Raw genomic sequence first — 22,107 nt, 5'->3', positions numbered from 1 at the left:
ACGGTCAGACCGTTATTAAACCGTTGGCTTTGTGAATACTTTCATATATATCCGCCACAACATAACGCTTCATAGAGAATGAGCCATTGCGAATATCATCATCCAGAAAATAGTGATATACTCCTCCTACCGCTCCTCTACGCTGCAATTCCGGCAGCAAATCAAAGATCAGGTGAATATTTTGTATCCCGGTACCATACACCTCATCACAGAAATCACGAACAGGTGTGAGACACGTGGCAATACCCGCGTCAACTTTGGGATAGGCCAACGTGATCTCCCGAATTCGGTCAGAAAGGTCAGCAGGTGTAAACAACGGAGGCATATTCAACTGGATGAACAGGGATTCTATTCTCCTTGACTTGATAAAGCGGATCATCTGAGACATGTGACCATCGATGATCGCACCTTTGACACCGAGTGAGAATATCTTACCTGATATAGAGAGGTAGATATGGGGTGGCGCCTGACGTGCATGTAGCAGCATCAGGTAGATGTTGTTGTTCAACACCTCCTCGGATACCGGAAGCACATTGTTAAGAATAAAGGAGTTTATCATAGATCAAGAGGCCATGTTCCTGTAAATACGTGACGGGCCTGGCCTTCCAGCCAAAGATTACTGAATGTGTCTCCATTTTTTGCAAAATGTACGGTAACATTTCCACCCTGGACAGCTACAGGAACACTACCGGCATCCATTCCGCGGATAGATGCATAACAAAGGACGGATGCTGTAACACCGGTTCCACAGCAGAGGGTCTCATCCTCGACCCCACGCTCATATGTTCTGACACGGATGCCTTCTCCCTCTTCATGAACAAAATTCACGTTGGTCCCGGATTTCCTGAAGGGCTCACTATAGCGGATCTTTCTTCCTTCCTCCACCACATCCATGTCACCAAGATTATTCCTCATGGAGACATAATGAGGAGAGCCGGTATCCAGAAAGAAATCATCTGCTATGGTTTGCAGTCCTGCCACCTCATTCATTGAAAGCTTCACATGAAAAACACCTGTCTTTCCTTGAACGGGTTGAACGAATGCTTCGTGATCGCCATCATATGCTTTGAATGTACAATGTTCCTGGGCAACTCCCTTCATATATGCAAACGCGGAAATACATCTTCCACCATTGCCACACATACTCCCCAAATGGCCATCGGAGTTGAAATAAACCATTTCAAAATCCTTTTCTTCGTACGACTGCAGAAGGATCAATCCATCCGCTCCGATCCCGAAGCGCCGGTGACATAAACGGGCCACTGTGTCCGGATCCGGATTAAACGAAAGGTCCCGGTTATCGATTATCACGAAATCGTTTCCGGTTCCCTCAAACTTATCAAATACAACCATCACTGCTATCCGTATTAAGTGTTGCAAAGGTACATAATATGCAACGCTTATGCACAGGTTTGGGATGAAGCTCTTTGCACGGGGGAGGTTAACATCTTTTAACACCGATTTACCCGCGATTAACAACTCCATACCTTCTCTTGCGTTATTTTTGTAACATGTTAATGAAAAGCACAACCAACAAAAAAGGTGATATTATGAAACGGTTTGCAATGTTCTTCTTAACAGCCATGACAGGAGGTTTCATGGCCATGGGTATCTACCATTATTTTGGTCCGGAAAGACAAACGGCCATTACCGTTCTAAATCGGGATAATGCCTATCTCGCCGGCAACAAAGCCAGGGAGGCGGATGCACTGCCTGATCTGACTTATGCTGCGGAAAAAAGTGTTCAGGGGGTTGTAAACATTCAGACGGTACAGCAGAATTACCAGGCCCAGCAGTACGACCCATTCAGGGACCTGTTCTTTGACCGCCCTTACCAAAGAGAACCTTCTCGGGTTATGGGACAAGGTTCCGGGGTCATTGTTTCAGATGACGGTTACATTGTAACGAATAACCACGTGGTAAACGGAGCGGATGAGATCCTGGTAACACTTAACGACAAACGTAGTTTCCCGGCGGAGGTAATCGGGGTTGACCCGACAACCGACCTGGCACTCATCAAAATTGATGAACACAATCTCACCATGATCCAATATGGCAACTCAGACCTGATCCGAACAGGAGAATGGGTCCTTGCCGTTGGCAACCCCTTCAATTTAAATTCAACTGTAACCGCAGGTATCATCAGTGCAAAAGGCAGGAACATCAACATTCTGAATGAAGAATTTGCCATAGAATCATTTATACAAACGGATGCTGCAGTGAATCCGGGAAATAGCGGCGGCGCATTGGTGGATCGATTCGGAAACCTTATCGGCATTAATACAGCCATCAAATCCAATACAGGTTCTTATGCGGGTTATTCCTTTGCCGTACCTGTAAATATCGTAAAGAAAGTCATTGACGATCTCTTGAAATTTGGCACAGCACAACGGGCATTCATCGGCGTGAGTATTCAGGATATGAATGCAGCATTGGCCGAGGAACTGGGCGAGAAAGAAATCTCGGGCATATATGTGGCTGCCGTTCTTGAGGGTGGAGCAGCAAAAGACGCGGGCATCGAAGAGGGTGATATTATTACCAAGGTGGGAGATATAACGGTCGGCAACGTGCCGGAATTACAAGAACAAATCGGCCGATTGAGACCGGGTGACAAAATTGATGTTACCGTTAGGCGCGATGGCAGATCAAAAAGTATTCGTATGATTTTAAAAAACAAGGAAGGAAACACCAATGTGATCAGGAAACCTTCCTCTGAAAGTGTAACGGTGATGGGTGCCGTACTGGAACCCGTTGATGCCAAAGCAAAGCATGAACTAAAAATAAACAACGGCTTACTCATCAAGGAGTTAAAGGGCGGGAAATTCCGTAGCGCCGGCATTCGCGAAGGCTTCATCATTACCAAAATTGATCATAAGGATATCAATAGCACGGGTGAGCTCCAAAAGATTCTGGCCAGCAAAAAAGCGCAGGAAGGTGTGCTCATTGAAGGCATTTACCCCAATGGCCTGAGGGCCTATTATGGTTTCGGTATTTAATCGGAACAACTTTTAAGGTAGCAAAGGTGTGGATTCCCCTCCACACCTTTGTTGTTTATAACCATCAACGTCAACTCCCGCAACTCCTATGGAAAACCTGTTCATAAAAAGGAGTTACCCTTTTTGAATTTAATCTCTAATATCCCTACCTTTGCGCCTTCAAAATTACGCGTGTTCTTTATATCATAGCACGAAGTTTAATCGATTGCTTAAGTACTTAGAAGAATGAGACAACTTAAGATCACCAAGTCCATTACCAACCGTGAAAGTCAATCCCTTGATAAATATCTCCAGGAAATAGGCCGCGAAGAATTACTCACCGCCGATGAGGAAGTTACACTGGCAAAACGTATTAAAGATGGCGACCCGCTCGCTCTTGAAAAACTGACCAAAGCCAATCTCAGGTTTGTTGTTTCTGTAGCCAAACAATATCAGAATCAAGGACTCAGCTTGCCAGACCTTATCAACGAGGGAAATCTCGGATTGATCAAGGCTGCTCAACGTTTTGATGAAACCCGTGGTTTCAAGTTCATTTCCTATGCCGTATGGTGGATTCGCCAATCCATCCTGCAGGCACTGGCTGAACAATCCCGGATTGTTCGTCTGCCCTTGAACCAGGTGGGCTCATTGAATAAAATCAATAAAGCCTTTTCAAAACTGGAGCAGGAGTACGAACGTGAGCCATCACCGGATGAAATGGCTGAACTCCTTGAAGTTCCGGAAGATAAAGTTGCCGACACCATACGGGTATCCGGCAGACACGTATCCGTGGATGCACCTTTCGTAGACGGTGAAGACAACAGCCTGCTTGACGTCCTGATCAACAAGGACTCCCCCACCGCAGATAATACTTTGATGTCAGAGTCTCTTCAAAGGGAGATCGAAAGATCCTTATCTACCCTTACAGAAAGGGAAAGAGATGTGATCCGCCTGTTCTTCGGCATTGGAATGAATCACGGACTGACCCTTGAAGAGATCGGTGCCAAATTTGATCTCACACGCGAAAGAGTAAGGCAGATCAAGGAGAAAGCCATACGCAGATTAAGACACACCTCACGGAGCAAATTGCTCAAAGCATACCTCGGATAAATACAGTATATGTCACCAGAAACCCAACACCAACCGGCTATGAATGTCTCGGACAACGGATTTGACGGCAAATTAAAAGCATACATTTCAGAAGAGAAGGCAGCCATTGAACTGATCCATGCCATCGGCAGTCTCTGGTTTGACAAGTCTGTGGAACTGATCATCTTCCGAAACCAATTGGTAGACCGGAGTGTGAGCGAGATCATGAACCTGCACCAGTATGCCAAGGAGATCGTGAAACAGCCCATTCAGGTCGTTGACACCCTTAACCTCGCCCTTGAAATGTTGAAGATGGATCTGGCACCCGCCAAGATCGACATCGGTAAACTGGGCGCGGAATGGGTCAAGGAAAAGGATACCACTACCCTGCAGGAATTCCTTTCTAATAAACTTGGACCGTTCACCAGTCAACATAAGAAACCCTTCAAGCCGAAGGATGTGATTTTGTTTGGCTTTGGGCGGATAGGCAGACTTTTAGCCAGAGAACTTATCACCCAGGCCGGTCGCGGCGAACAACTCCGTTTAAGGGCCATTGTTACACGTTCCAATTCCGATGCGGATATTGTGAAACGGGCCTCCCTCTTCCGGGTGGATTCCGTTCATGGTCCATTCCCGGGAACTGTTCATGAAGACCTCGAAAATAAAGCCCTGGTAGTTAACGGACACAATGTTCTGATGCTCGCCACCAATGACCCTGCAACCATAGACTACGAGTCATTCGGGATCACGGATGCGCTGTTGATAGACAACACCGGTGCCTGGAGGGAACGTGAAGGACTTGAGCAACACCTCAAGGCCAAGGGTGTTGATAAGGTTTTGTTGACGGCCCCCGGCAAAGGCGATATCCCCAACATTGTACACGGTGTAAATCAAAAGGAGTTCAAGCTTAACGAAGAGCGCGTATACTCAGCCGCATCTTGCACTACAAACGCCATAGTTCCGGTACTTAAAGTGATCAATGATGCATTGGGCATCAAGTCCGGTCACATAGAAACTATTCACTCCTACACCAATGACCAGAACCTGTTAGACAATTACCACAAGAAATATCGCAGGGGAAGATCAGCACCTTTAAACCTCGTAATTACCGAAACCGGCGCAGCCAAAGCGGTGGCCAAAGTCTTACCCGGCTTAAAAGGGGTATTGACGGCAAACGCTGTGCGTGTACCAACACCGGATGTTTCGCTGGCCATCCTTAGCCTGAAGGTTGGCAAGAAGGTCACGATAGATCAGGTGAACGAGATCATGAAAGAAGCAGCCCTGAAGGGGGAACTGGTCGAACAGATTCAATATTCTTTTTCCAATGAATTGGTTTCTTCCGATCTCGTCGGAAATCCGTGCGCCGTTGTTTATGACAGTCCGGCCACCATTATAGGGGAATCAGGCGAAGACATTGTGCTGTACGCCTGGTATGACAACGAATACGGATACACCAGACAAGTGATCAGATTGTCCAAACATCTCTCTGAAGTAAGACGTCTTACTTATTATTAACATCCATCGCATTTCTTATACTTAAGTTGTAATTTTAACGACCTGCTGGCACTAGCAGGTCGTTTTGCATAGTATATACCTAAATTCTGAGAAATGATCCTATCTACTACCGAAACCGTTGCCGGGAAGAATATCAAACAGGTTATGGGTGTAGCCCGCGGCAGCACCGTGCGTGCACGTAACATCGGAAGAGACATTTTTGCAGGGCTTAAAAATATTGTGGGTGGTGAAATTGAAGAATACACCAAGTTACAGGCCCAGTCCAGAGAGCAAGCACTGCAACGTATGATTCAGGATGCAGAGAAAATGGGAGCCCATGGTATTGTCAACATCAGGTTCTCCACTTCTGTGATCATGCAGGGGGCCTCAGAGATCCTCGCTTACGGAACAGCGGTTACTTTCGAATAGCCTGATGAGCTGGCTCGGTTATATCCCGTTTATTGAACTAGGCTTTGGAGTTGTTTGCCTGATCCTCATCGTTTTTCTGATCTTTCGAAGGTTGGACATCAAGTCACGGGAGGATTTTGAAAAACGTGACAACTGATCAGGACAGGGAATGAAGAAAGGCCATCGTATCCACCCCATCTGCATAATCCCATAGTGCCGGATGTTGGGCACGTCCGAAAGGAACACTTCCTTCAAATATATCTGCTTCGGAGACGATGCACTGAAGTTGTTCCGCCTGATTTAACACCAACTCTTCCAGATCTGAAACGTTCCGGTAGTATTCAAAATGAATCACCGAAACAGGAGAGGCAATGGATGGATTCTCGGTCAACATAACCACACCATTGTCAAAATGGACCTGCTTATTCAGTAGTAACAAAGCCTTGTTATAATCATAGTTGTTTCTATACTTGTCATGTTGTGTCATGGAATCAAACTCCGACAACGCGTGCAACAATGGATCAAACAGGTAGCCTTCCGGAACATAAAGCTTACTTACACTGCGACAGCCCATTCCGAAATACGCCATACAATCGGCTGCAAGCTTTGACAAACCCTCCCTGGATTCATCACCATTTAATACAGCCACAGCGTTTCTGTTCTTTCTTATGATGTGAGGAACTTTACCAAAATATTGTTTGAAATACCGTGCACTGTTATTGCTTCCAGTGGCAATCACCGCTTCGTACCCTTTGAGCAATGCGTTTGCTGCAGACACCTGCTCACCTATCCCGGCATTGTGCTCTTCAAGCCTATTTATCAGGAACGGCAGAAGCACTGCATCGTCGGATGCGTATTTCACCTGAGCAACATGTCCTGCCATGAGCACACACATCAAATCATGAAACCCAACCATTGGGACATTCCCTGGCAATACCAATCCGACATTTTTCGAACTGATTCCGGCATCTTTCTCCTTATACCTGGAAATCCAGATATCCAGGTCCTGTTTATTCAACATCTCCCCCAAAGCCATGGCAGCATTCAGGGAATGTTGCGGTGTGAACCATCGGTTCCGAACTTCTGCGCTTGCAACAGCCTCCATAAATGAATGATAAAACTGACCCTCGCCCGACGACAGTGACCTGAGATCATCTCCCAGGGCGGCCATTGCAGAAACCCTTTGATTTATTGTGCTTTCCATTCCGCAAAGGTAACAGTATCCCGGAACACCAAAAGGTTAACCCACCTCCTCCTTTAACGAATTAATTATTAATTTTACCCCGAAACTAAACAAAGGACGATCTCATGGCCATAATGATTACAGACGAATGCATCAACTGCGGCGCTTGCGAGCCGGAGTGCCCCAATAATGCTATTTATGAAGGCGGAGCTGAATGGCGTTTTTCTGACGGAACCTCGGTTAAAGGATCCATCACTACCATGAGCGGGGCCTCTGTAGATGCCGAAACCGCTCAGCAACCGGTAGCCAACGATTACTATTATATCGTCACGGATAAATGTACCGAGTGTAAAGGTTTTCATGACGAACCACAATGTGCTGCTGTTTGCCCGGTAGATTGTTGCGTGGATGACCCAGACCATCGGGAATCTGAAGAACAACTTTTAGAAAAGAAAGCCAAGCTTCATTTATAGCATCAACCATATGCTTATCTTTAAGCACCGCTGACCATAATCGTCATGCGGTGCTTTTTTATAATCTGGAAGCGCAATAACCGTTAGTAGTTTATGAAGGTGATGTTACGCTCTTTCCCCTATGTACTGGCATGCCTGTGTCTTTTCCTGATGCAGGATGCTTCCGGTCGACAAAAACTAACTTCCGAAGAAAAGGCAGCATTTGCAGCCAGAGAAGATTCTCTCCGGGTACTGGCCTATCACATTCTTTACGGAAAAAAGGATCCGGAACGATCGGAAGCTTGTCTGCAATTCAGCACCCTGCTTCAAACCACACTCGAAAGGGATAAATCATTTCTTTACCCCTTCGATTCGTTATCATCCATTGCACGTTTGACAGCACCGGATCGCACATTTCGGATTTTTAACTGGAACATGCCGTTGGACGATGGAACTTTCAGGTACTTCGGGATGGTTCAGACTTACGATAAAAAGAAAAAATCTTCCATGCTATTTTCTTTAACCGACGGGTCTGCGGAAATATCAGATCCGGAGAGCAAGTTACTGGGAGCGGATAACTGGTACGGAGCCTTATACTATTCCATCATTCCCGAACAGAAAAAAAGGAGCACTTATTATACCCTGATCGGATGGGACGGCAATAATCCTCAGACCACCAAGAAGGTAATTGATGTCATTTACTTTGATAAAGGAAAGCTTCGCTTTGGCGCACCTATCTTCATGATTCCCAAGGCACGACCCTACCGGCTTATTTATGAATACTCCTCACAGGCGATTATGTCCATCCGGTATTACCCGGAGCCGCATCGGATCATCATGGACCACCTTGCCCCTTCGAAACCTCAACTTGAAGGTCAGTTCATTTACTATGGTCCCGACCTCACCTATGACGCCCTGGAACTGAAGGAAGGCAAGTGGATCTACATCCCTAACGTGAACATTACCAACCCTTCCAACAACACCATCTCCGAGCAGGCCCCCAGCCAGGAAGAACGACAACAACTGGAACAAGGCGTGCAAAAAGGTTTGTTCAAGAAGAAAGAGGAATAGGTTCTCACTTCTAAAATTAAGCAGATTTCGTAACGTCCGTTAGTAGCGAATTCATAACATTATTCTTAACTTGCAAACCCTTTAAAATCAAGGTATACTAACCCTAATGAACATTGTATCATGAGCCAGGTTCTCAACCCAACTGACGTGAAGAAAATCCATAATTTCAGTGCCGGCCCGGGCATTTTGCCACAGGAGGTATTTAAACAAGCCGCTCAGGCTGTTCTGAACTACGAAGGTTCAGGCCTGTCTCTGATGGAAATGTCACACCGAAGCAAAGAGTTTATTGCGGTAATGGACAAGGCCATAGCCCTGGTAAAGGATCTGCTCCAGGTTCCTGAAGGTTATCAGGTTTTGTTCCTGCAAGGTGGCGCCAGCACACAATTCACCATGGTACCATGCAACCTCCTGCCGGTTAATGGCAAGGCAGCGTACATCAACACAGGAGAGTGGGCCCGCAAAGCTGCAAAAGAAGCCAAACTATACGGTCAGGTCGATATCATTGCCTCATCCGAGGATCAGAACTACAACTATATTCCGAAGGATTACACGATCCCTACAGATGCTGCATACCTGCACATCACCACCAACAACACCATCTTCGGAACCCAATACAAAAAGGACATTGACGCACCTATCACTGTGGTTGCAGACATGTCTTCCGATATTTTCAGCCGCCCGGTAGATGTATCCAAATACGGACTGATCTACGCAGGTGCTCAAAAGAACATGGGACCAGCCGGAACCACCATGGTGATCGTTAAAGAAGACCTTCTCGGCAAAGCAGGACGTGACATCCCAACCATGTTGAACTACAAGACACACATTGAAAAGGAATCCATGTTCAATACACCTCCTGTATTCCCTATCTATGTTTCCATGCTCACCATGCAGTGGCTGAAAGATAACGGTGGTGTTGCATTCGCACAAAAGCGCAACCAGGAGAAGTTTAACATCCTTTACACCGAGCTTGAAAGCAACCCATTGTTCCAACCTACTGCGAAAAAAGAGGATTGCTCTGTGATGAACCTGACCTTCGTCCTGACCAAACCGGAACTGGAAGAAGAATTCAATGCCATGCAGAAAGAAGCTGGAATCAGTGGCCTGAAAGGACACCGTTCTGTTGGCGGCTACCGCGCATCCATGTACAATGCCATGGGCACAGACAGCGTAAAGGCGCTCGTTGAAATCATGCAGGCACTTGCCACTAAAAACGGTTAATACAAACCATTACATATTCAAATCCCAATATCCATGAAGATTTTAGCAAATGACGGAATTTCACCCGCTGGTAAACAGAAACTAGAGGCGGCAGGCTTTACAGTGGTAACCGACAAGGTAGATCAGGCACAATTGGCCGAAGCGATCAACAAGGAAGGTTATGAAGTACTTCTGGTTCGCAGCGCCACAACAGCACGCAAAGAGCTGATCGATGCATGTCCCAACCTGAAGTATATCGGTCGCGGTGGCGTTGGAATGGACAACATCGATGTAGAATATGCCCGTTCCATTGGTCGTACCGTTTTCAATACCCCAGGCGCTTCTTCACAGTCCGTTGCCGAACTGGTTTTCGCTCATCTGTTCAATATGGTTCGTTTTGTATATGACAGCAACCGCCAGATGCCGGTGAAAGGTGCAACCGAATTCGGTGCCCTGAAAAAGAAGTATGCCAAAGGCGCCGAGCTTCGCGGAAAAACCATCGGTATCATTGGTTTCGGACGGATCGGTCAGGCTACCGCCAAATATGCTCTGGGTTGCGGCATGAACGTAATCGCTACTGACCGTGGCATCGAGAGCGCAACGGTAACCCTGGAAATCGCGGGCACAAAGGAAGTTTCCGTTGAGATTCAAACCGTTCCATTGAAAGATCTTCTTGCTCAGTCTGATTTTATCAGTCTGCACGTTCCGAAGATTGGCGACAAAGCCTTGATCGGAAAAGAAGAGCTTGCCATGATGAAAGATGGTGTGGTACTCGTAAATACTGCGCGCGGCGGAATGATCGACGAACTGGCATTGGTTGACGCTCTCAACAGCGGAAAGGTAGCCCACGCCGGTATCGACGTATTTGAAAATGAGCCCACTCCACGTACCGAATTGCTTACCCATCCGAAGATTTCCCTGACCCCGCATATCGGTGCGGCTACAGAGGAAGCACAGGATCGCATCGGTGAGGAACTGGCTGATTTTCTTATCGCCTCTTACAAACAACAAACCGTAGGTTCCTGATCATAACAGGACCTAAGATTTCATAGCCTAACACCTATCTACCAAAAAAATGGCTGTACTGAAACCATTTAAAGGATATCGCCCTGTAAAGGATAAGGTATCTGAAGTGGCATCCCGCCCATACGATGTATTGAACTCCGAAGAAGCACGGGAAGAAGTAAAGGGTAAACCTTACTCATTCCTTCACGTGGTAAAACCGGAAGTTGATCTCCCGGAGAGTATAGATCACTATGCCCAGGAAGTGTATGAAAAAGGCCGTGACAACTTCAAGAAACTGATTGAAGATGGCGTCTTTTTTCAAGACAACAAAGACTGCTACTATATCTATGCACAAACCATGGACGGACGTAAGCAAACGGGTATCGTTGGTTGTTCTGCGGTTGATGACTATTTCAATGATGTCATCAAAAAGCACGAACTGACCCGTCCGGACAAAGAAGAAGATCGCAAGAAACATGTTCGGATCAGTGGCATCAATGCAGAGCCGGTATTTTTCACCTACCCCGCTGTCGCCTCTCTGGACGAAGTCATGACCAAGGTTACCAGCAGCAAACCTGCGGAATACGACTTCACTGCAGACGACAACATCCGCCACGAACTTTGGGTTGTGGATGACGATGCTACCATCCAACAGATCAGCGATGCCTTCAACAGCATCCCTAGTGTTTATGTGGCAGATGGTCACCACAGAACCGCGGCAGCAGCCCTTGTAGGTCAGGATCTACGTAAGGAAAACGGCGGCTTCAGCGGCTCGGAAGAATTTAATTATTTCCTGTCCGTGAATTTCCCCGACAACCAATTGAAGATCTTCGACTACAACCGTGTAGTAAAGGATTTGAACGGATTGTCTAAAGAAGATTTTCTTCAAAAGCTTTCCGAGGGATTTGAAGTTAGTGAAGCTTCCGGTCAACACCGTCCGACCGGCCTGCATAACTTCGGTATGTACCTTGATGGAAAATGGTATTCCCTGACAGCCAAAGCCGGAACGTACGATGACAATGACCCGATCGGTGTGCTTGACGTGACTGTGCTTTCGCAACAGGTACTGGAACCGATCCTGAATATTGTAAACCTTCGTACGGATAAACGAATTGATTTCGTTGGCGGAATCCGCGGCCTTGGTGAACTGGAAAAGAGAGTGAACAGCGGTGAAATGACTGTCGCCTTTGCCCTCTACCCCGTGACCCTTGATCAGCTGATCAAGATTTCCGATACCGGTAACATCATGCCTCCTAAAACGACATGGTTTGAACCTAAACTCAGAAGCGGACTTGTAGTCCACGGATTGAATTGATTAATACCGCCCCGCCAGAACCGGCGGGGCTTTTTTTTATGACCCAGGATCATATTGCTACTCAGTTGACGACGATCAACAATGAACTGAAGCCCTTCGGAGCCTCATTGATCGCCGTATCCAAAACCCACCCCCCGGAAGTGATCCGCGAAGCCTATGACGCCGGTCAGCGGATATTCGGAGAGAACAAGGTACAGGAGCTTCAAACCAAACAACCGGTCCTGCCCCCGGATATACAATGGCACCTTATCGGCCACCTGCAAACCAACAAGGTGAAGTACATTGCGCCTTTCGTAGCCATGATCCATGCGGTAGACAGTCTCAAGCTGCTGGCAGAGATCAACAAACAGGCCGCCAAAAACAACCGGGTGATTCCCTGCCTGCTCCAATTTCATATTGCCACAGAGGAAAGTAAGTTCGGCCTGAATATAGATGAAGCGAGACAACTACTGGAAAGCGAAGAATACAAAGCCATGAACCACATCGCCATTCATGGCGTGATGGGAATGGCCACGTTTACTGACAACCAGGACAAAGTAAGAAGTGAATTCCGGAACCTGAAGGGAATCTTCGACTCTTTGCGTGAAAAGTACTTCGCCGATCAACTAAGCTTCAAGGAAATATCCATGGGCATGTCCGGAGATTATCAGATTGCCCTGGAAGAAGGCAGCACCATGGTTCGGGTGGGAAGCATGATCTTCGGTTCACGGTCTTACCAGGTGTGAGAAAATTATTCACCCCCAACATAACAAGTCACCTATTTCATACCTTCGTGCTTCTCCCTTAACAAAATGGTTAGCACTTTTGCCGTATGACAGGTATCCTGATCGCCGTGGGAACCACCATGTGCTGGTCTTTGAGCATCTTCTCATTCACTGAGGGAGCGCGCCGTATAGGAGCCAACGTACTTAATCATTTCCGACTGGTTATCGCCACATTGCTGCTAACCATCATGGCCTCCGTTGCGATGGGTATCTCTCCCATTAAACTGTTCACCACTCCATTGCCATCCCACTTTATATGGCTGGGCTTATCCGGCATCATCGGCCTGGCCCTGGGTGATCATTTTAACTTCACCAGCTTTGCCATTCTCGGCGCACGATTGTCAAGTGCATTTACCACTGTTGCGCCTATTGCAGCGCTGGCAGGAGGGTATTGGCTTCTTGGGGAAACCCTGAACGTGTTTGGCATTGTCGGCATGCTGGTCACCATTTCAGGCATTCTGTTGCTCATATTCAACAAGCCGAAGCGTGAAGAAGGTTTTACCGAAGAACACGGTTCTTTCGGAAAAGGCGTTGTTTACGCACTTGCAGGTGCTGTCTGTCAGGGCACCGGACTGGTTCTTGCCAAGAAGGGATTGACCCAAACCACGCCGGGGCTTCACGTTCTTCATGCCACATGGATCCGTATGGTCACCGGCACCATTGCCATTTACACGATCACAATACTTTCCGGGAGACTTCGAAGGGTCACCCGGCCATTGTTAAGCGGGAACCGGACGGCTATATTATATAGTATCACGGGAGCAGTATTGGGTCCTGTGATCGTTGTTTCACTGAGCATCTATGCCATCACCCTTCTGAAGGTATCCGTTGCGCAAACCATTTTTTCCTTATTGCCTATCATGGTGTTACCCATCGCCGTTCTTTACTATAAAGAAAAGATCACCCTGCCATCCATTGCGGGTGCCATATTGGCCATCACCGGTGTTGTGGTACTGGTTTGGAGGGAAAGCCTGGCTCATGCAGTAGTGAATTGAGTATTGGCAAAATATCTTAACGATCTGACCTACCCGGGAATATTTCGGTATTCTCACAAACCGCTGTAAACTTTGTGACTTCTATAAACACGCTGTGCCAGGTATGTTTTTAACACAGAGTTTCACGGAGAATGCACGGAGTTACACGGAGGTGTTTCTTTAAAGGTTGCTCTGTGCCCTTTGTGTTATATGTGTTCGGTTTCCTTTTTTAGCACAGAGTATCGCAGAGAATGCACAGAGTTTCACAGAGTAACATCGATGACTCCACAATCTCCAATTATCTCTTATTTTTGTTTTGTGGAGAACAAAGCTGTACAAATAAAAACCGCCGTTTCGGAGCTGGAACAGTGGTTCGAGCCTTTTCGGAAAAACATCATCGGGATCGACCAGACCTTTTCCGGTCCTGACGGGGAGAAAGTGATCTCATATGCCGACTGGACGGCAAGCGGAAGACTTTACCGTCCCATTGAGGAGCGCATGCAAAACGAGGTAGCACCCTTCGTAGCCAACACCCATACGGAGACCTCGTTCACCGGGTCCACCATGACGCAGGCATACCACCATGCCATGCATCTGATCAAACGCCATGTGAATGCCAGCGAGAATGACATCATCATTTCTTCCAATTCCGGCATGACAGGCGTAGTGAATAAGTTCCAGAGGATTCTCGGACTTAAAATACACGAACGATACCGTGACCGTATTCACATTCCCGATGAAGAAAGACCCGTGGTTTTTCTGACTCATATGGAACACCACTCCAACCAGACCACCTGGCTGGAAACCATATGCACCGTGGAGATCATGGATGCCAATGAAGAGGGACTGGTTGAGCTTTCCAGTCTGGAGAAACTTCTGGACAGGTATAAAAACAGGAAAGTTAAAATTGCGGCCATCACCTCATGTTCAAATGTCACCGGTATCAAAACACCCTACCATGAAATGGCCGCCATCATGCATCGCCATGGCGGACTTTGTTTTGTTGACTTTGCCTGTTCTGCGCCATACATCGACATCAACATGCATCCGAAGAATGAAGAGCAGGCATTGGACGCCATCTTCTTTTCCCCTCATAAGTTTCTGGGCGGGCCCGGCTCCTCCGGCATCCTCATTTTCAACAAAAGCTTATACACCAACCGTGTCCCCGACAACCCGGGAGGAGGTACCGTAGACTGGACCAACCCATGGGGTGAACACAAATACATCGACAATATTGAAGCAAGGGAAGATGGCGGGACCCCCTCCTTCCTTCAGACCATTCGGGTTGCCATGTGTATCCGGCTGAAAGAAGCCATGAACACTGAAAAGATCCTCGCCAGGGAAAAAGAGCTGATTGACATTATCTGGCCGGGACTGGAGGCCATCCCCAATCTGCACATTCTGGCGGGAAACATCCGCGAACGCCTGGGCGTCATCTCCTTTTATATTGACCAGGCTCATTACAACCTCATTGTGCAGCTTTTGAATGACAAGTACGGAATCCAGGTACGTGGAGGATGTTCATGTGCGGGTACTTATGGACATTACCTCCTTCATGTTGATAAAGACCATTCGAAGTCAATCACCGAGAAGATCAATCTGGGAGACATGAGTGATAAACCGGGCTGGGTACGCTTGTCTGTACACCCGACAACAACAAACGAAGAAGCACGCTTGTTCGTGAAGGCCATCACCGATGTCGCGGAAAACCATGAAATCTATGCTGCCGACTATAAATACAATTCAAAAACCAATGAGTTCGAACACAAAAGCACGCCGTCCGATGAAAGCCGCCTGGTGGACCAATGGCTTAACCGTCCGCTTTAGCCTTGTCCTGACACTCTTTTTAGGGGTATCATTAACATCGCTTGCTCAGGATACTTTTGAGCACAAGCAAGGCGACACCGTTTACGTCATGAAGAAATACTACATGGTGTTCCTCATGCGTGGGGATAAGGCATTTGAATTAGATTCCCTGCAACTTGAGAAGATCCAGGCGGGACACATGGCTCATCTGGACAGCCTGGCCAAAGCAGGTAAAATATGCATGGCCGGACCGTTTGACGAAGACACGGAATACCGCGGTATTGCCATATACACCAATGTAAAGGACAAGGAAGAAGCGCGCGCATTGGCTGAAGCCGACCCTGCAGTAAAAGCAGGAAGAATAAAGATTGATGTACGTCCATGGTGGGCCGCGAAAGGCACAAAGCTGCCATAACCTGAGACCATTTGACATTTGGTGATGTGGTGATTTGGTGATGTGGTGATGTGATGACCTGCCAGCCGAAGCGCTAGCCATTGCAAGGCAGGCTGGTGTGGTGACCTGCCAGCCGAAGCACTAGCCATTGCAAGGCAGGCTGGTGTGATGATGTTCTAATGACTATCTACTAACTACTATCTACTAACAACTAACCTTGCCACACACTCCCATCACATTTAAAAAAGCCGGTAAAACCGCATCCAACAGGTTGGTCCTGGCACCCATGACCAATGTGCAAAGCAATGTAGATGGCAGTCTGGGAGAAGACGAATACCAATGGCTGATCAGCAGGGCCAGGGCCGGATTCGGCACCATTATTACATGCGCGGCGCATGTGACAGAAGACGGACAGGGATGGCAGGGTGAGCTGGGCATTTTTAATGACCGTCTGCTTCCCGGGTTGACCCGCTTGTCAAAGGGTATCCGGGATGCCGGAAGCCTGGCGATCGTGCAACTTTACCACGGTGGTATGCGGGCACCGGAAGATGTGACCGGCAAGCAGCCCTTCAGTGCTTCGGCCCAGGCGATAAAGAAAAGGGATGGTTCGGAGATGCTGATCCGCGAAGCGACCACCGAAGACATACAACGGGTGATCACTGCATTTGGAGAAGCAGCACAGCGGGCTTACAAGGCGGGCTTCGATGGCGTTGAACTTCACGGCGCACATGGTTATTTGCTAAGTCAGTTTCTGAGCACCGTTTACAATCAAAGGGAGGATGCGTGGGGTGGCAGCATGGAAAAGCGGTTCCGGTTTATCCTGTCATGCCTCTCTGCCGTACGTCGCAACGTACCGGAAAGCTTCATCGTGGGTGTGCGCATCTCTCCCGAAAGTCGTGGTTTTGCAGAAGGCATCGACCTGAATGAAAGCCTGGCCCTCACCCACTATCTCTCGCACAGCGGGGCAGACTACATACATGTGTCCATCTGGGACGCGTTCAAGAAAGCCGACCATGATCCGGAAGGGCCAACCATTATAGAACATTTCAGGGATGTGATCCCCAAGGATGTGGTGATGATGGTGGCGGGCGAACTCCGAACGAAGGCTGACCTGACAAGGGCCATGGACGAAGGCGCTGATATGCTGGCCATCGGCAAGGCGGCCATCGGTGATACCGACTGGCCCGAAAAGGTCAGGTCAGAGGACTATGTTCCTGCTCCTCCCCCCTACACAGAAGAACACCTGAAAAAACAACACCTCGGCCCTGCCTTCATCGAATATATGAAGCGATGGCCGGGATTTGTATCGGTATAGCTTAAGGTTCAAAGTCTAAGGTTTAGGCAGCGCACTGCCTCCTGCCTCCTGCCTCCTGCCTGCTGCCTACTGCCTACTGCCTACTCCCCCCTAACAACACCCTTCCCACCGGCTCCAGCACCGTACAGGCTACAGATTGCTTAAACTCACCATAAGTAAAGTGAATAAGATTCTTCTGATCCGCGAACAGGTCCATCAACACCTTGTCTTCAAAAACCAGTTCCTGAAATCCGTCCGCCAGGGGTACTTCCATGTATATCCACATATCACCCAGCTGGCCGTCTTTTCCCAGCATGTGCCAGGTCAGCAGACTATCATCCGCTTTGACCAGGAAAACCTCCTGAAGGTATACGTTGATCAGGCTGTCGTGGCGTGCATCCGTGAGATCATCTCCGAAACGGACCTCCTTGCCGGTGCGTTCCATCAGGCTTTGCTCCATATCTTCCACAAATACTTTCAGGGCCAGTTCAAGGTTCTGGCTATGGGGATTGTAGTTCGCCTCGCAAACACTCAGGTGTACCGGATGAAGCGGCACACACCAGAACAACCATGCAACAATCATATTCATCATATCGTCTTTGACTTGGTATGTCTGTCTGCCACAAAGGTAGAAATACGCTAACGAAGTATTAAAAAATTGCAGTTTCGTACTTTATACATCAATCCTGTTTCCGTACATTTGAGACTGGTCACCCAGTATTTATCCTATTTCCAGATCATATGAAAACCATCGTTTCCGTTGGCCTGCTTTGTATTGGTGCCGTAGCCATGCAAGCACAAAACATCAACAATTCCAGATTCAAACAACTCGGACAGGAACTACCCACACCCAATGTCTATCGCGCCGCCTCAGGTGCTCCCGGACATGAATACTGGCAACAAAAGGCCGATTATGTGATCAAGGCGGAGCTTGATGACCAACAACAACGGATCACCGGATCGGAGACCATCACTTACTTCAACAACTCACCGGACCCCCTCACTTATCTATGGCTTCAGCTTGATCAGAACGTGAGGTCCAAGAATTCCATGTCGTATGCCATGCGCACAGGTTCCCTGCCGGACAACATCACATTTGAACAGGCAGAACGGTTTATGGAAAGTGATTTCGACGGCGGCTTCAAGATCACTGCCGTAAAAGACAAAAACGGCAAGGATTTACCTTACACCATCAACAACACAATGATGAGGGTAGACCTACCTGCAACCCTTGCCCCCAAAGGTACCTTTACCCTGCAGGTAAGCTGGTGGTATAACATCCAGGATAATGACAAGATGGGCGGAAGAAGCGGTTATGAGTATTTCAAGGAAGATGACAACTACCTTTATGAGATTGCCCAATGGTTTCCGAGAATGGCAGTATACAATGACATTAATGGATGGCAGCACAAGCAATTCCTCGGCCGTGGTGAATTTACTCTTCCATTCGGCGACTACAAGGTAAGCCTTACCGTACCTGCGGACCATATGGTCGGTTCTACCGGTGTGCTTCAGAACGCCGGACAGGTGTTAACCTCTGATCAACAAAAACGCCTGAAGACAGCCGAAACAGCAAATCAACCCGTGCTGATCGTAACACCTGAAGAAGCCAGGGCCAATGAAAAGTCGAGATCTACCGGTAAAAAAACGTGGGTCTTTCATGCGGAAAAGGTCCGGGACTTCGCCTGGGTAAGCTCCAGAAAGTTTATCTGGGACGCCCAGGGCGTTAAAGTCGGCAATAAAAAAGTAATGGCGATGTCGTACTATCCCAATGAAGGCAATCCTCTTTGGGAAATGTACAGTACCAAAGCCGTGATCCATACGCTGAACGTTTACAGCAGGTATACCATCGACTACCCGTATCCGGTGGCTATCTCCGTAAATGGTCCGGTCGGTGGCATGGAATATCCCATGATCTGTTTCAACGGGCCTCGTCCGGAAAAGGACGGCACCTACTCACAACGCAGCAAATACGGACTGATCAGTGTGGTGATCCATGAAGTCGGGCATAATTTCTTTCCGATGATCATCAACTCCGATGAACGCCAGTGGACATGGATGGATGAAGGACTGAACAGTTTCGTACAATTCCTCGCCGAGTCCGAATGGGAAGATAACTACCCGTTGCGTCGGGGACCTGCCAATCAGATCGTTTATTACATGAAAGGGGCCAAAAACACCATGATGCCCATCATGACCAACTCCGAATCCATCAAGCAATTTGGAAACAATGGTTATTCAAAGCCGGCCACCGCTCTGAACATCTTGCGGGAAACCGTTATGGGTCATGAGCTGTTTGACTATGCCTTCAAAGAATATGCCCGTCGCTGGGCCTTCAAGCACCCCGATCCTGCAGACTTCTTCCGTACCATGGAAGACGCTTCAGGTACCGACCTGGACTGGTTCTGGAGGGGCTGGTTCTATACCACCGACAACGTGGATATCTCCATCGATAACATCAAATGGTACCGGATCGATACCCAAAACCCGGAAGTGGAAAAGACTGCACAGAGAAAAGAAAGAGAAGAAGGCCCAAAGAACATCACCGTTATCCGGAATCAGGATCTGGACAAACTATCGGACAAAGACAGTTCGGTGATCGACTTCTACACCAAGTATGATCCGCTGGAAGTACAACCCTGGGATATCGATCAGTACAACCATTATATGGAAAGTCTGAACGACAAAGAAAAGGGCCTGCTTCAGTCTGGAAAGCATTTCTATGAGCTGGAACTGACCAACGTGGGCGGACTGGTCATGCCGGTGATATTGGAATTGGAATATGAGGACGGAACCAAAGAGGTACGCCGGTTCCCCGCCGAGATATGGGCCATGGACAATGACCATATCACCAAGGTGGTACAAACAGACAAAGAGGTGGTTCAGTTTACCCTGGACCCTTTCCTGGAAACAGCGGACACAGACGTATCAAACAATTACTTCCCCCGGCAGTTCATGCCTTCCCGCTTCCAGCTCTACAAGCAACGGGAGCGCAATCGCGGTGAGAATCCGATGCAGCAAAAACGGAACTACGAACAAAAGAAACAGGGGACGAATAATTAAGTACTAAGTAGATGGTAGTTAGTAGATAGTATGGTGCTCTTTGGAGAAGGTCTGCCTTTACCGCATGTTTTGTATCTAACTACTAACTACTATCTACTAACTACTATCTACTAAAGACTAAACCCCCACCTTCAAAAAGGCATTCACATTCGTTTCAATGCGGTCGAGTACCTGGTCGGAATCTGCCTTTTCAAAGGTATCACCGGTGATCTTTTCAAAAAGTTCGATGTAACGTTCGGAGATCTGGTTTACGATGTCATCGGTCATTTCCGGTACCTGCTGGCCGTCCTTACCCTGAAAGCCGTTGGCCATCAACCATTCACGAACGAACTCTTTCGACAGTTGCTTTTGCGCTTCACCTTTGGACTGGCGCTCCTCGTATCTTTCTTTATAAAAATACCTGGATGAATCGGGGGTATGAATCTCATCGATGAGGGTGATCACACCGTTCTCATCTTTTCCGAACTCATATTTGGTATCCACGAGGATAAGGCCCATTTCAGCGGCAATCTCCGTACCCCTTTGAAACAAGGCTCTGGTGTATTTTTCCAGCTGCGTGTAGTCGGCCTCGCTCACCAGACCGGTAGCAATAATCTGTTCACGTGTGATATCCTCATCATGACCTTCATCTGCTTTGGTAGACGGCGTGATGATCGGCTCAGGAAAACGGTCATTCTCCTTCATTCCTTCCGGCATGGTGGCACCACACAGTACACGCTCACCGCTTTTGTAGGTTCTCCAGGCATGACCTGACAAATAACCACGGATAACCATCTCCACCTTAAAGGGCTCACAGTATTTTCCTACGGTCACCATGGGATCCGGCACATCGATCACCCAGTTAGGTACGATATCAGATGTAGCTTGCAAGAACTTGGCGGCAATCTGGTTCAACACCTGACCTTTGTAGGGAATTCCGCGAGGCAATACCACATCAAAAGCGGAGATGCGGTCGCTCACCACCATCACGAGGTGTTTATTGGCGATATTATATACGTCACGAACCTTTCCCTGGTAATGACTTACTTGTCCTGGAAACTGGTATTGGGTTTTTGTTACTGCATTTGTCATTCCTGTCTGTATTTATCGTTACACAATCTATTCTGTTAAAATCAGGCCGCCATCAAACTTTTGACGGCTTGGTCGTATTATAAGCTTCCACGATGCGTTTCACCAGCTTATGCCGGATAATATCTACATGATCGAGGTAAATAAATGCGATGCCTTTGACATCCTGCAAAAGTTTCTCGGCCTGCAACAAGCCGCTGGGTTGGTTCCTGGGCAAATCCACCTGAGTCACGTCACCGGTGATGATAAAGCGGGCACTCGGCCCCATCCGGGTCAGGAACATCTTCAGTTGGTTTTCTGTCGCATTCTGCGCTTCATCAAGGATCACGAATGCATGGTCAAGTGTACGACCACGCATAAACGCCAACGGAGCGATCTGGATCACGCCATTTTCCATATACGCCTGTAGTTTTGAGGCGGGGATCATATCATGAAGGGCGTCATACAAAGGTTGCAGGTACGGATCAATCTTTTCCTTCAGGTCTCCGGGCAGGAAACCCAGGTTTTCCCCTGCTTCAACAGCGGGACGGGTAAGGATGATGCGTCGCACCT

At 47.9% G+C, this 22,107-nt stretch carries 21 protein-coding genes; 15 read left to right on the top strand and 6 right to left on the bottom strand.

The window, feature by feature from the left end; translation table 11 throughout:
- Positions 1 to 4: 4 nt before the first annotated feature.
- Positions 5 to 559 (bottom strand): hypothetical protein, encoded by a 555-nt coding sequence (locus tag KDD36_06645; GenBank protein MCB0396311.1) that lies wholly within the window; start codon positions 557 to 559, stop codon positions 5 to 7.
- The gene (locus tag KDD36_06640; GenBank protein MCB0396310.1) at positions 556 to 1,353 is read right to left on the bottom strand and encodes a diaminopimelate epimerase; all 798 of its coding nucleotides are present in this window, start codon (positions 1,351 to 1,353) and stop codon (positions 556 to 558) included. The genes KDD36_06645 and KDD36_06640 overlap by 4 nt, the downstream gene beginning before the upstream one ends.
- Before the next feature lie 197 nt (positions 1,354 to 1,550).
- Here KDD36_06640 and KDD36_06635 point away from each other — a divergent pair, with 197 nt between their 5' ends.
- The 4 genes from KDD36_06635 (at position 1,551) to KDD36_06620 (ending at position 5,987) form a co-directional block, all read left to right on the top strand.
- A complete protein-coding gene (locus tag KDD36_06635; protein MCB0396309.1) occupies positions 1,551 to 2,996 on the top strand; it encodes a Do family serine endopeptidase in 1,446 nt (481 codons plus the stop codon).
- A gap of 225 nt (positions 2,997 to 3,221) precedes the next feature.
- Positions 3,222 to 4,085 (top strand): RNA polymerase sigma factor RpoD/SigA, encoded by an 864-nt coding sequence (locus KDD36_06630; protein ID MCB0396308.1) that lies wholly within the window; start codon positions 3,222 to 3,224, stop codon positions 4,083 to 4,085.
- A gap of 39 nt (positions 4,086 to 4,124) precedes the next feature.
- Complete coding sequence (locus tag KDD36_06625) at positions 4,125 to 5,579, top strand: glyceraldehyde-3-phosphate dehydrogenase (GenBank protein MCB0396307.1); 1,455 nt, start codon at positions 4,125 to 4,127, stop codon at positions 5,577 to 5,579.
- A 93-nt stretch (positions 5,580 to 5,672) separates the two neighbouring features.
- Positions 5,673 to 5,987, top strand: coding sequence for a YbjQ family protein (locus tag KDD36_06620; protein MCB0396306.1), 315 nt, complete (start codon positions 5,673 to 5,675; stop codon positions 5,985 to 5,987).
- A gap of 136 nt (positions 5,988 to 6,123) precedes the next feature.
- On the opposite strand, the gene KDD36_06615 is transcribed toward KDD36_06620, so the two are convergent.
- Positions 6,124 to 7,170 (bottom strand): acyl-CoA reductase, encoded by a 1,047-nt coding sequence (locus KDD36_06615; GenBank protein ID MCB0396305.1) that lies wholly within the window; start codon positions 7,168 to 7,170, stop codon positions 6,124 to 6,126.
- A 104-nt stretch (positions 7,171 to 7,274) separates the two neighbouring features.
- Here KDD36_06615 and KDD36_06610 point away from each other — a divergent pair, with 104 nt between their 5' ends.
- The 10 genes from KDD36_06610 (at position 7,275) to KDD36_06565 (ending at position 17,445) form a co-directional block, all read left to right on the top strand.
- Positions 7,275 to 7,622 carry a 4Fe-4S dicluster domain-containing protein gene (locus KDD36_06610; protein ID MCB0396304.1) on the top strand — a complete coding sequence of 116 codons (348 nt, stop codon included), beginning with the start codon at positions 7,275 to 7,277 and terminating at the stop codon, positions 7,620 to 7,622.
- Between the two features lie 93 nt (positions 7,623 to 7,715).
- Entirely contained in the window at positions 7,716 to 8,672 is a 957-nt protein-coding gene (locus KDD36_06605) for a hypothetical protein (protein ID MCB0396303.1), read from the top strand.
- Positions 8,673 to 8,792: 120 nt separating this feature from the next.
- Complete coding sequence (gene serC / locus KDD36_06600; GenBank protein MCB0396302.1) at positions 8,793 to 9,893, top strand: 3-phosphoserine/phosphohydroxythreonine transaminase; 1,101 nt, start codon at positions 8,793 to 8,795, stop codon at positions 9,891 to 9,893.
- A 33-nt stretch (positions 9,894 to 9,926) separates the two neighbouring features.
- A complete protein-coding gene (locus KDD36_06595) occupies positions 9,927 to 10,898 on the top strand; it encodes a D-2-hydroxyacid dehydrogenase (protein ID MCB0396301.1) in 972 nt (323 codons plus the stop codon).
- A 49-nt stretch (positions 10,899 to 10,947) separates the two neighbouring features.
- Entirely contained in the window at positions 10,948 to 12,192 is a 1,245-nt protein-coding gene (locus tag KDD36_06590; protein ID MCB0396300.1) for a DUF1015 domain-containing protein, read from the top strand.
- 38 nt (positions 12,193 to 12,230) lie between these two features.
- On the top strand, positions 12,231 to 12,917 hold the full coding sequence (locus KDD36_06585; protein ID MCB0396299.1) for a YggS family pyridoxal phosphate-dependent enzyme: 687 nt from the start codon (positions 12,231 to 12,233) through the stop codon (positions 12,915 to 12,917).
- 86 nt (positions 12,918 to 13,003) lie between these two features.
- Positions 13,004 to 13,951: a DMT family transporter gene (locus KDD36_06580; GenBank protein MCB0396298.1), complete on the top strand. Its 948-nt coding sequence runs from the start codon at positions 13,004 to 13,006 to the stop codon at positions 13,949 to 13,951.
- A gap of 258 nt (positions 13,952 to 14,209) precedes the next feature.
- On the top strand, positions 14,210 to 15,757 hold the full coding sequence (locus tag KDD36_06575; protein ID MCB0396297.1) for an aminotransferase class V-fold PLP-dependent enzyme: 1,548 nt from the start codon (positions 14,210 to 14,212) through the stop codon (positions 15,755 to 15,757).
- Positions 15,714 to 16,151: a hypothetical protein gene (locus KDD36_06570; protein ID MCB0396296.1), complete on the top strand. Its 438-nt coding sequence runs from the start codon at positions 15,714 to 15,716 to the stop codon at positions 16,149 to 16,151. The genes KDD36_06575 and KDD36_06570 overlap by 44 nt, the downstream gene beginning before the upstream one ends.
- 196 nt (positions 16,152 to 16,347) lie before the next feature.
- Entirely contained in the window at positions 16,348 to 17,445 is a 1,098-nt protein-coding gene (locus KDD36_06565) for an NADH:flavin oxidoreductase (protein MCB0396295.1), read from the top strand.
- Between the two features lie 73 nt (positions 17,446 to 17,518).
- Here KDD36_06565 and KDD36_06560 read toward each other — a convergent pair whose 3' ends face one another.
- The gene (locus KDD36_06560) at positions 17,519 to 18,013 is read right to left on the bottom strand and encodes a hypothetical protein (GenBank protein ID MCB0396294.1); all 495 of its coding nucleotides are present in this window, start codon (positions 18,011 to 18,013) and stop codon (positions 17,519 to 17,521) included.
- 152 nt (positions 18,014 to 18,165) lie between these two features.
- Between KDD36_06560 and KDD36_06555 the strand changes: the two genes are divergently transcribed.
- Positions 18,166 to 20,487: a M1 family metallopeptidase gene (locus tag KDD36_06555; protein ID MCB0396293.1), complete on the top strand. Its 2,322-nt coding sequence runs from the start codon at positions 18,166 to 18,168 to the stop codon at positions 20,485 to 20,487.
- A 117-nt stretch (positions 20,488 to 20,604) separates the two neighbouring features.
- Here the strand turns inward: KDD36_06555 and KDD36_06550 are convergent, their stop codons facing one another.
- Together KDD36_06550 and KDD36_06545 are read right to left on the bottom strand one after the other, a co-directional pair.
- Complete coding sequence (locus tag KDD36_06550; GenBank protein ID MCB0396292.1) at positions 20,605 to 21,558, bottom strand: phosphoribosylaminoimidazolesuccinocarboxamide synthase; 954 nt, start codon at positions 21,556 to 21,558, stop codon at positions 20,605 to 20,607.
- Positions 21,559 to 21,610: 52 nt separating this feature from the next.
- The coding region (locus KDD36_06545; GenBank protein ID MCB0396291.1) for a PhoH family protein at positions 21,611 to 22,107 on the bottom strand (497 nt) is incomplete at its 5' end.

Source organism: Flavobacteriales bacterium (assembly GCA_020435415.1).
In the GTDB taxonomy this organism is placed as follows: domain Bacteria; phylum Bacteroidota; class Bacteroidia; order JACJYZ01; family JACJYZ01; genus JACJYZ01.
The sequence above is the reverse complement of the archived record's forward strand: the minus strand, read 5'-3'. Positions and strand labels throughout refer to the sequence as shown.

Bases quoted from the DNA above. Each gene is read 5' to 3' on its own strand.
- KDD36_06620 (MCB0396306.1), top strand. From the start codon at position 5,673: ATGATCCTATCTACTACCGAAACCGTTGCCGGGAAGAATATCAAACAG.
- KDD36_06585 (MCB0396299.1), top strand. From the start codon at position 12,231: ATGACCCAGGATCATATTGCTACTCAGTTGACGACGATCAACAATGAA.
- KDD36_06630 (MCB0396308.1), top strand. From the start codon at position 3,222: ATGAGACAACTTAAGATCACCAAGTCCATTACCAACCGTGAAAGTCAA.
- KDD36_06640 (MCB0396310.1), bottom strand. From the start codon at position 1,353: ATGGTTGTATTTGATAAGTTTGAGGGAACCGGAAACGATTTCGTGATA.
- KDD36_06590 (MCB0396300.1), top strand. From the start codon at position 10,948: ATGGCTGTACTGAAACCATTTAAAGGATATCGCCCTGTAAAGGATAAG.
- KDD36_06575 (MCB0396297.1), top strand. From the start codon at position 14,210: ATGACTCCACAATCTCCAATTATCTCTTATTTTTGTTTTGTGGAGAAC.
- KDD36_06570 (MCB0396296.1), top strand. From the start codon at position 15,714: ATGAAAGCCGCCTGGTGGACCAATGGCTTAACCGTCCGCTTTAGCCTT.
- KDD36_06555 (MCB0396293.1), top strand. From the start codon at position 18,166: ATGAAAACCATCGTTTCCGTTGGCCTGCTTTGTATTGGTGCCGTAGCC.
- KDD36_06615 (MCB0396305.1), bottom strand. From the start codon at position 7,170: ATGGAAAGCACAATAAATCAAAGGGTTTCTGCAATGGCCGCCCTGGGA.
- KDD36_06635 (MCB0396309.1), top strand. From the start codon at position 1,551: ATGAAACGGTTTGCAATGTTCTTCTTAACAGCCATGACAGGAGGTTTC.
- serC (MCB0396302.1), top strand. From the start codon at position 8,793: ATGAGCCAGGTTCTCAACCCAACTGACGTGAAGAAAATCCATAATTTC.
- KDD36_06610 (MCB0396304.1), top strand. From the start codon at position 7,275: ATGGCCATAATGATTACAGACGAATGCATCAACTGCGGCGCTTGCGAG.
- KDD36_06605 (MCB0396303.1), top strand. From the start codon at position 7,716: ATGAAGGTGATGTTACGCTCTTTCCCCTATGTACTGGCATGCCTGTGT.
- KDD36_06550 (MCB0396292.1), bottom strand. From the start codon at position 21,558: ATGACAAATGCAGTAACAAAAACCCAATACCAGTTTCCAGGACAAGTA.
- KDD36_06625 (MCB0396307.1), top strand. From the start codon at position 4,125: ATGAATGTCTCGGACAACGGATTTGACGGCAAATTAAAAGCATACATT.
- KDD36_06560 (MCB0396294.1), bottom strand. From the start codon at position 18,013: ATGAATATGATTGTTGCATGGTTGTTCTGGTGTGTGCCGCTTCATCCG.
- KDD36_06645 (MCB0396311.1), bottom strand. From the start codon at position 559: ATGATAAACTCCTTTATTCTTAACAATGTGCTTCCGGTATCCGAGGAG.
- KDD36_06580 (MCB0396298.1), top strand. From the start codon at position 13,004: ATGACAGGTATCCTGATCGCCGTGGGAACCACCATGTGCTGGTCTTTG.
- KDD36_06595 (MCB0396301.1), top strand. From the start codon at position 9,927: ATGAAGATTTTAGCAAATGACGGAATTTCACCCGCTGGTAAACAGAAA.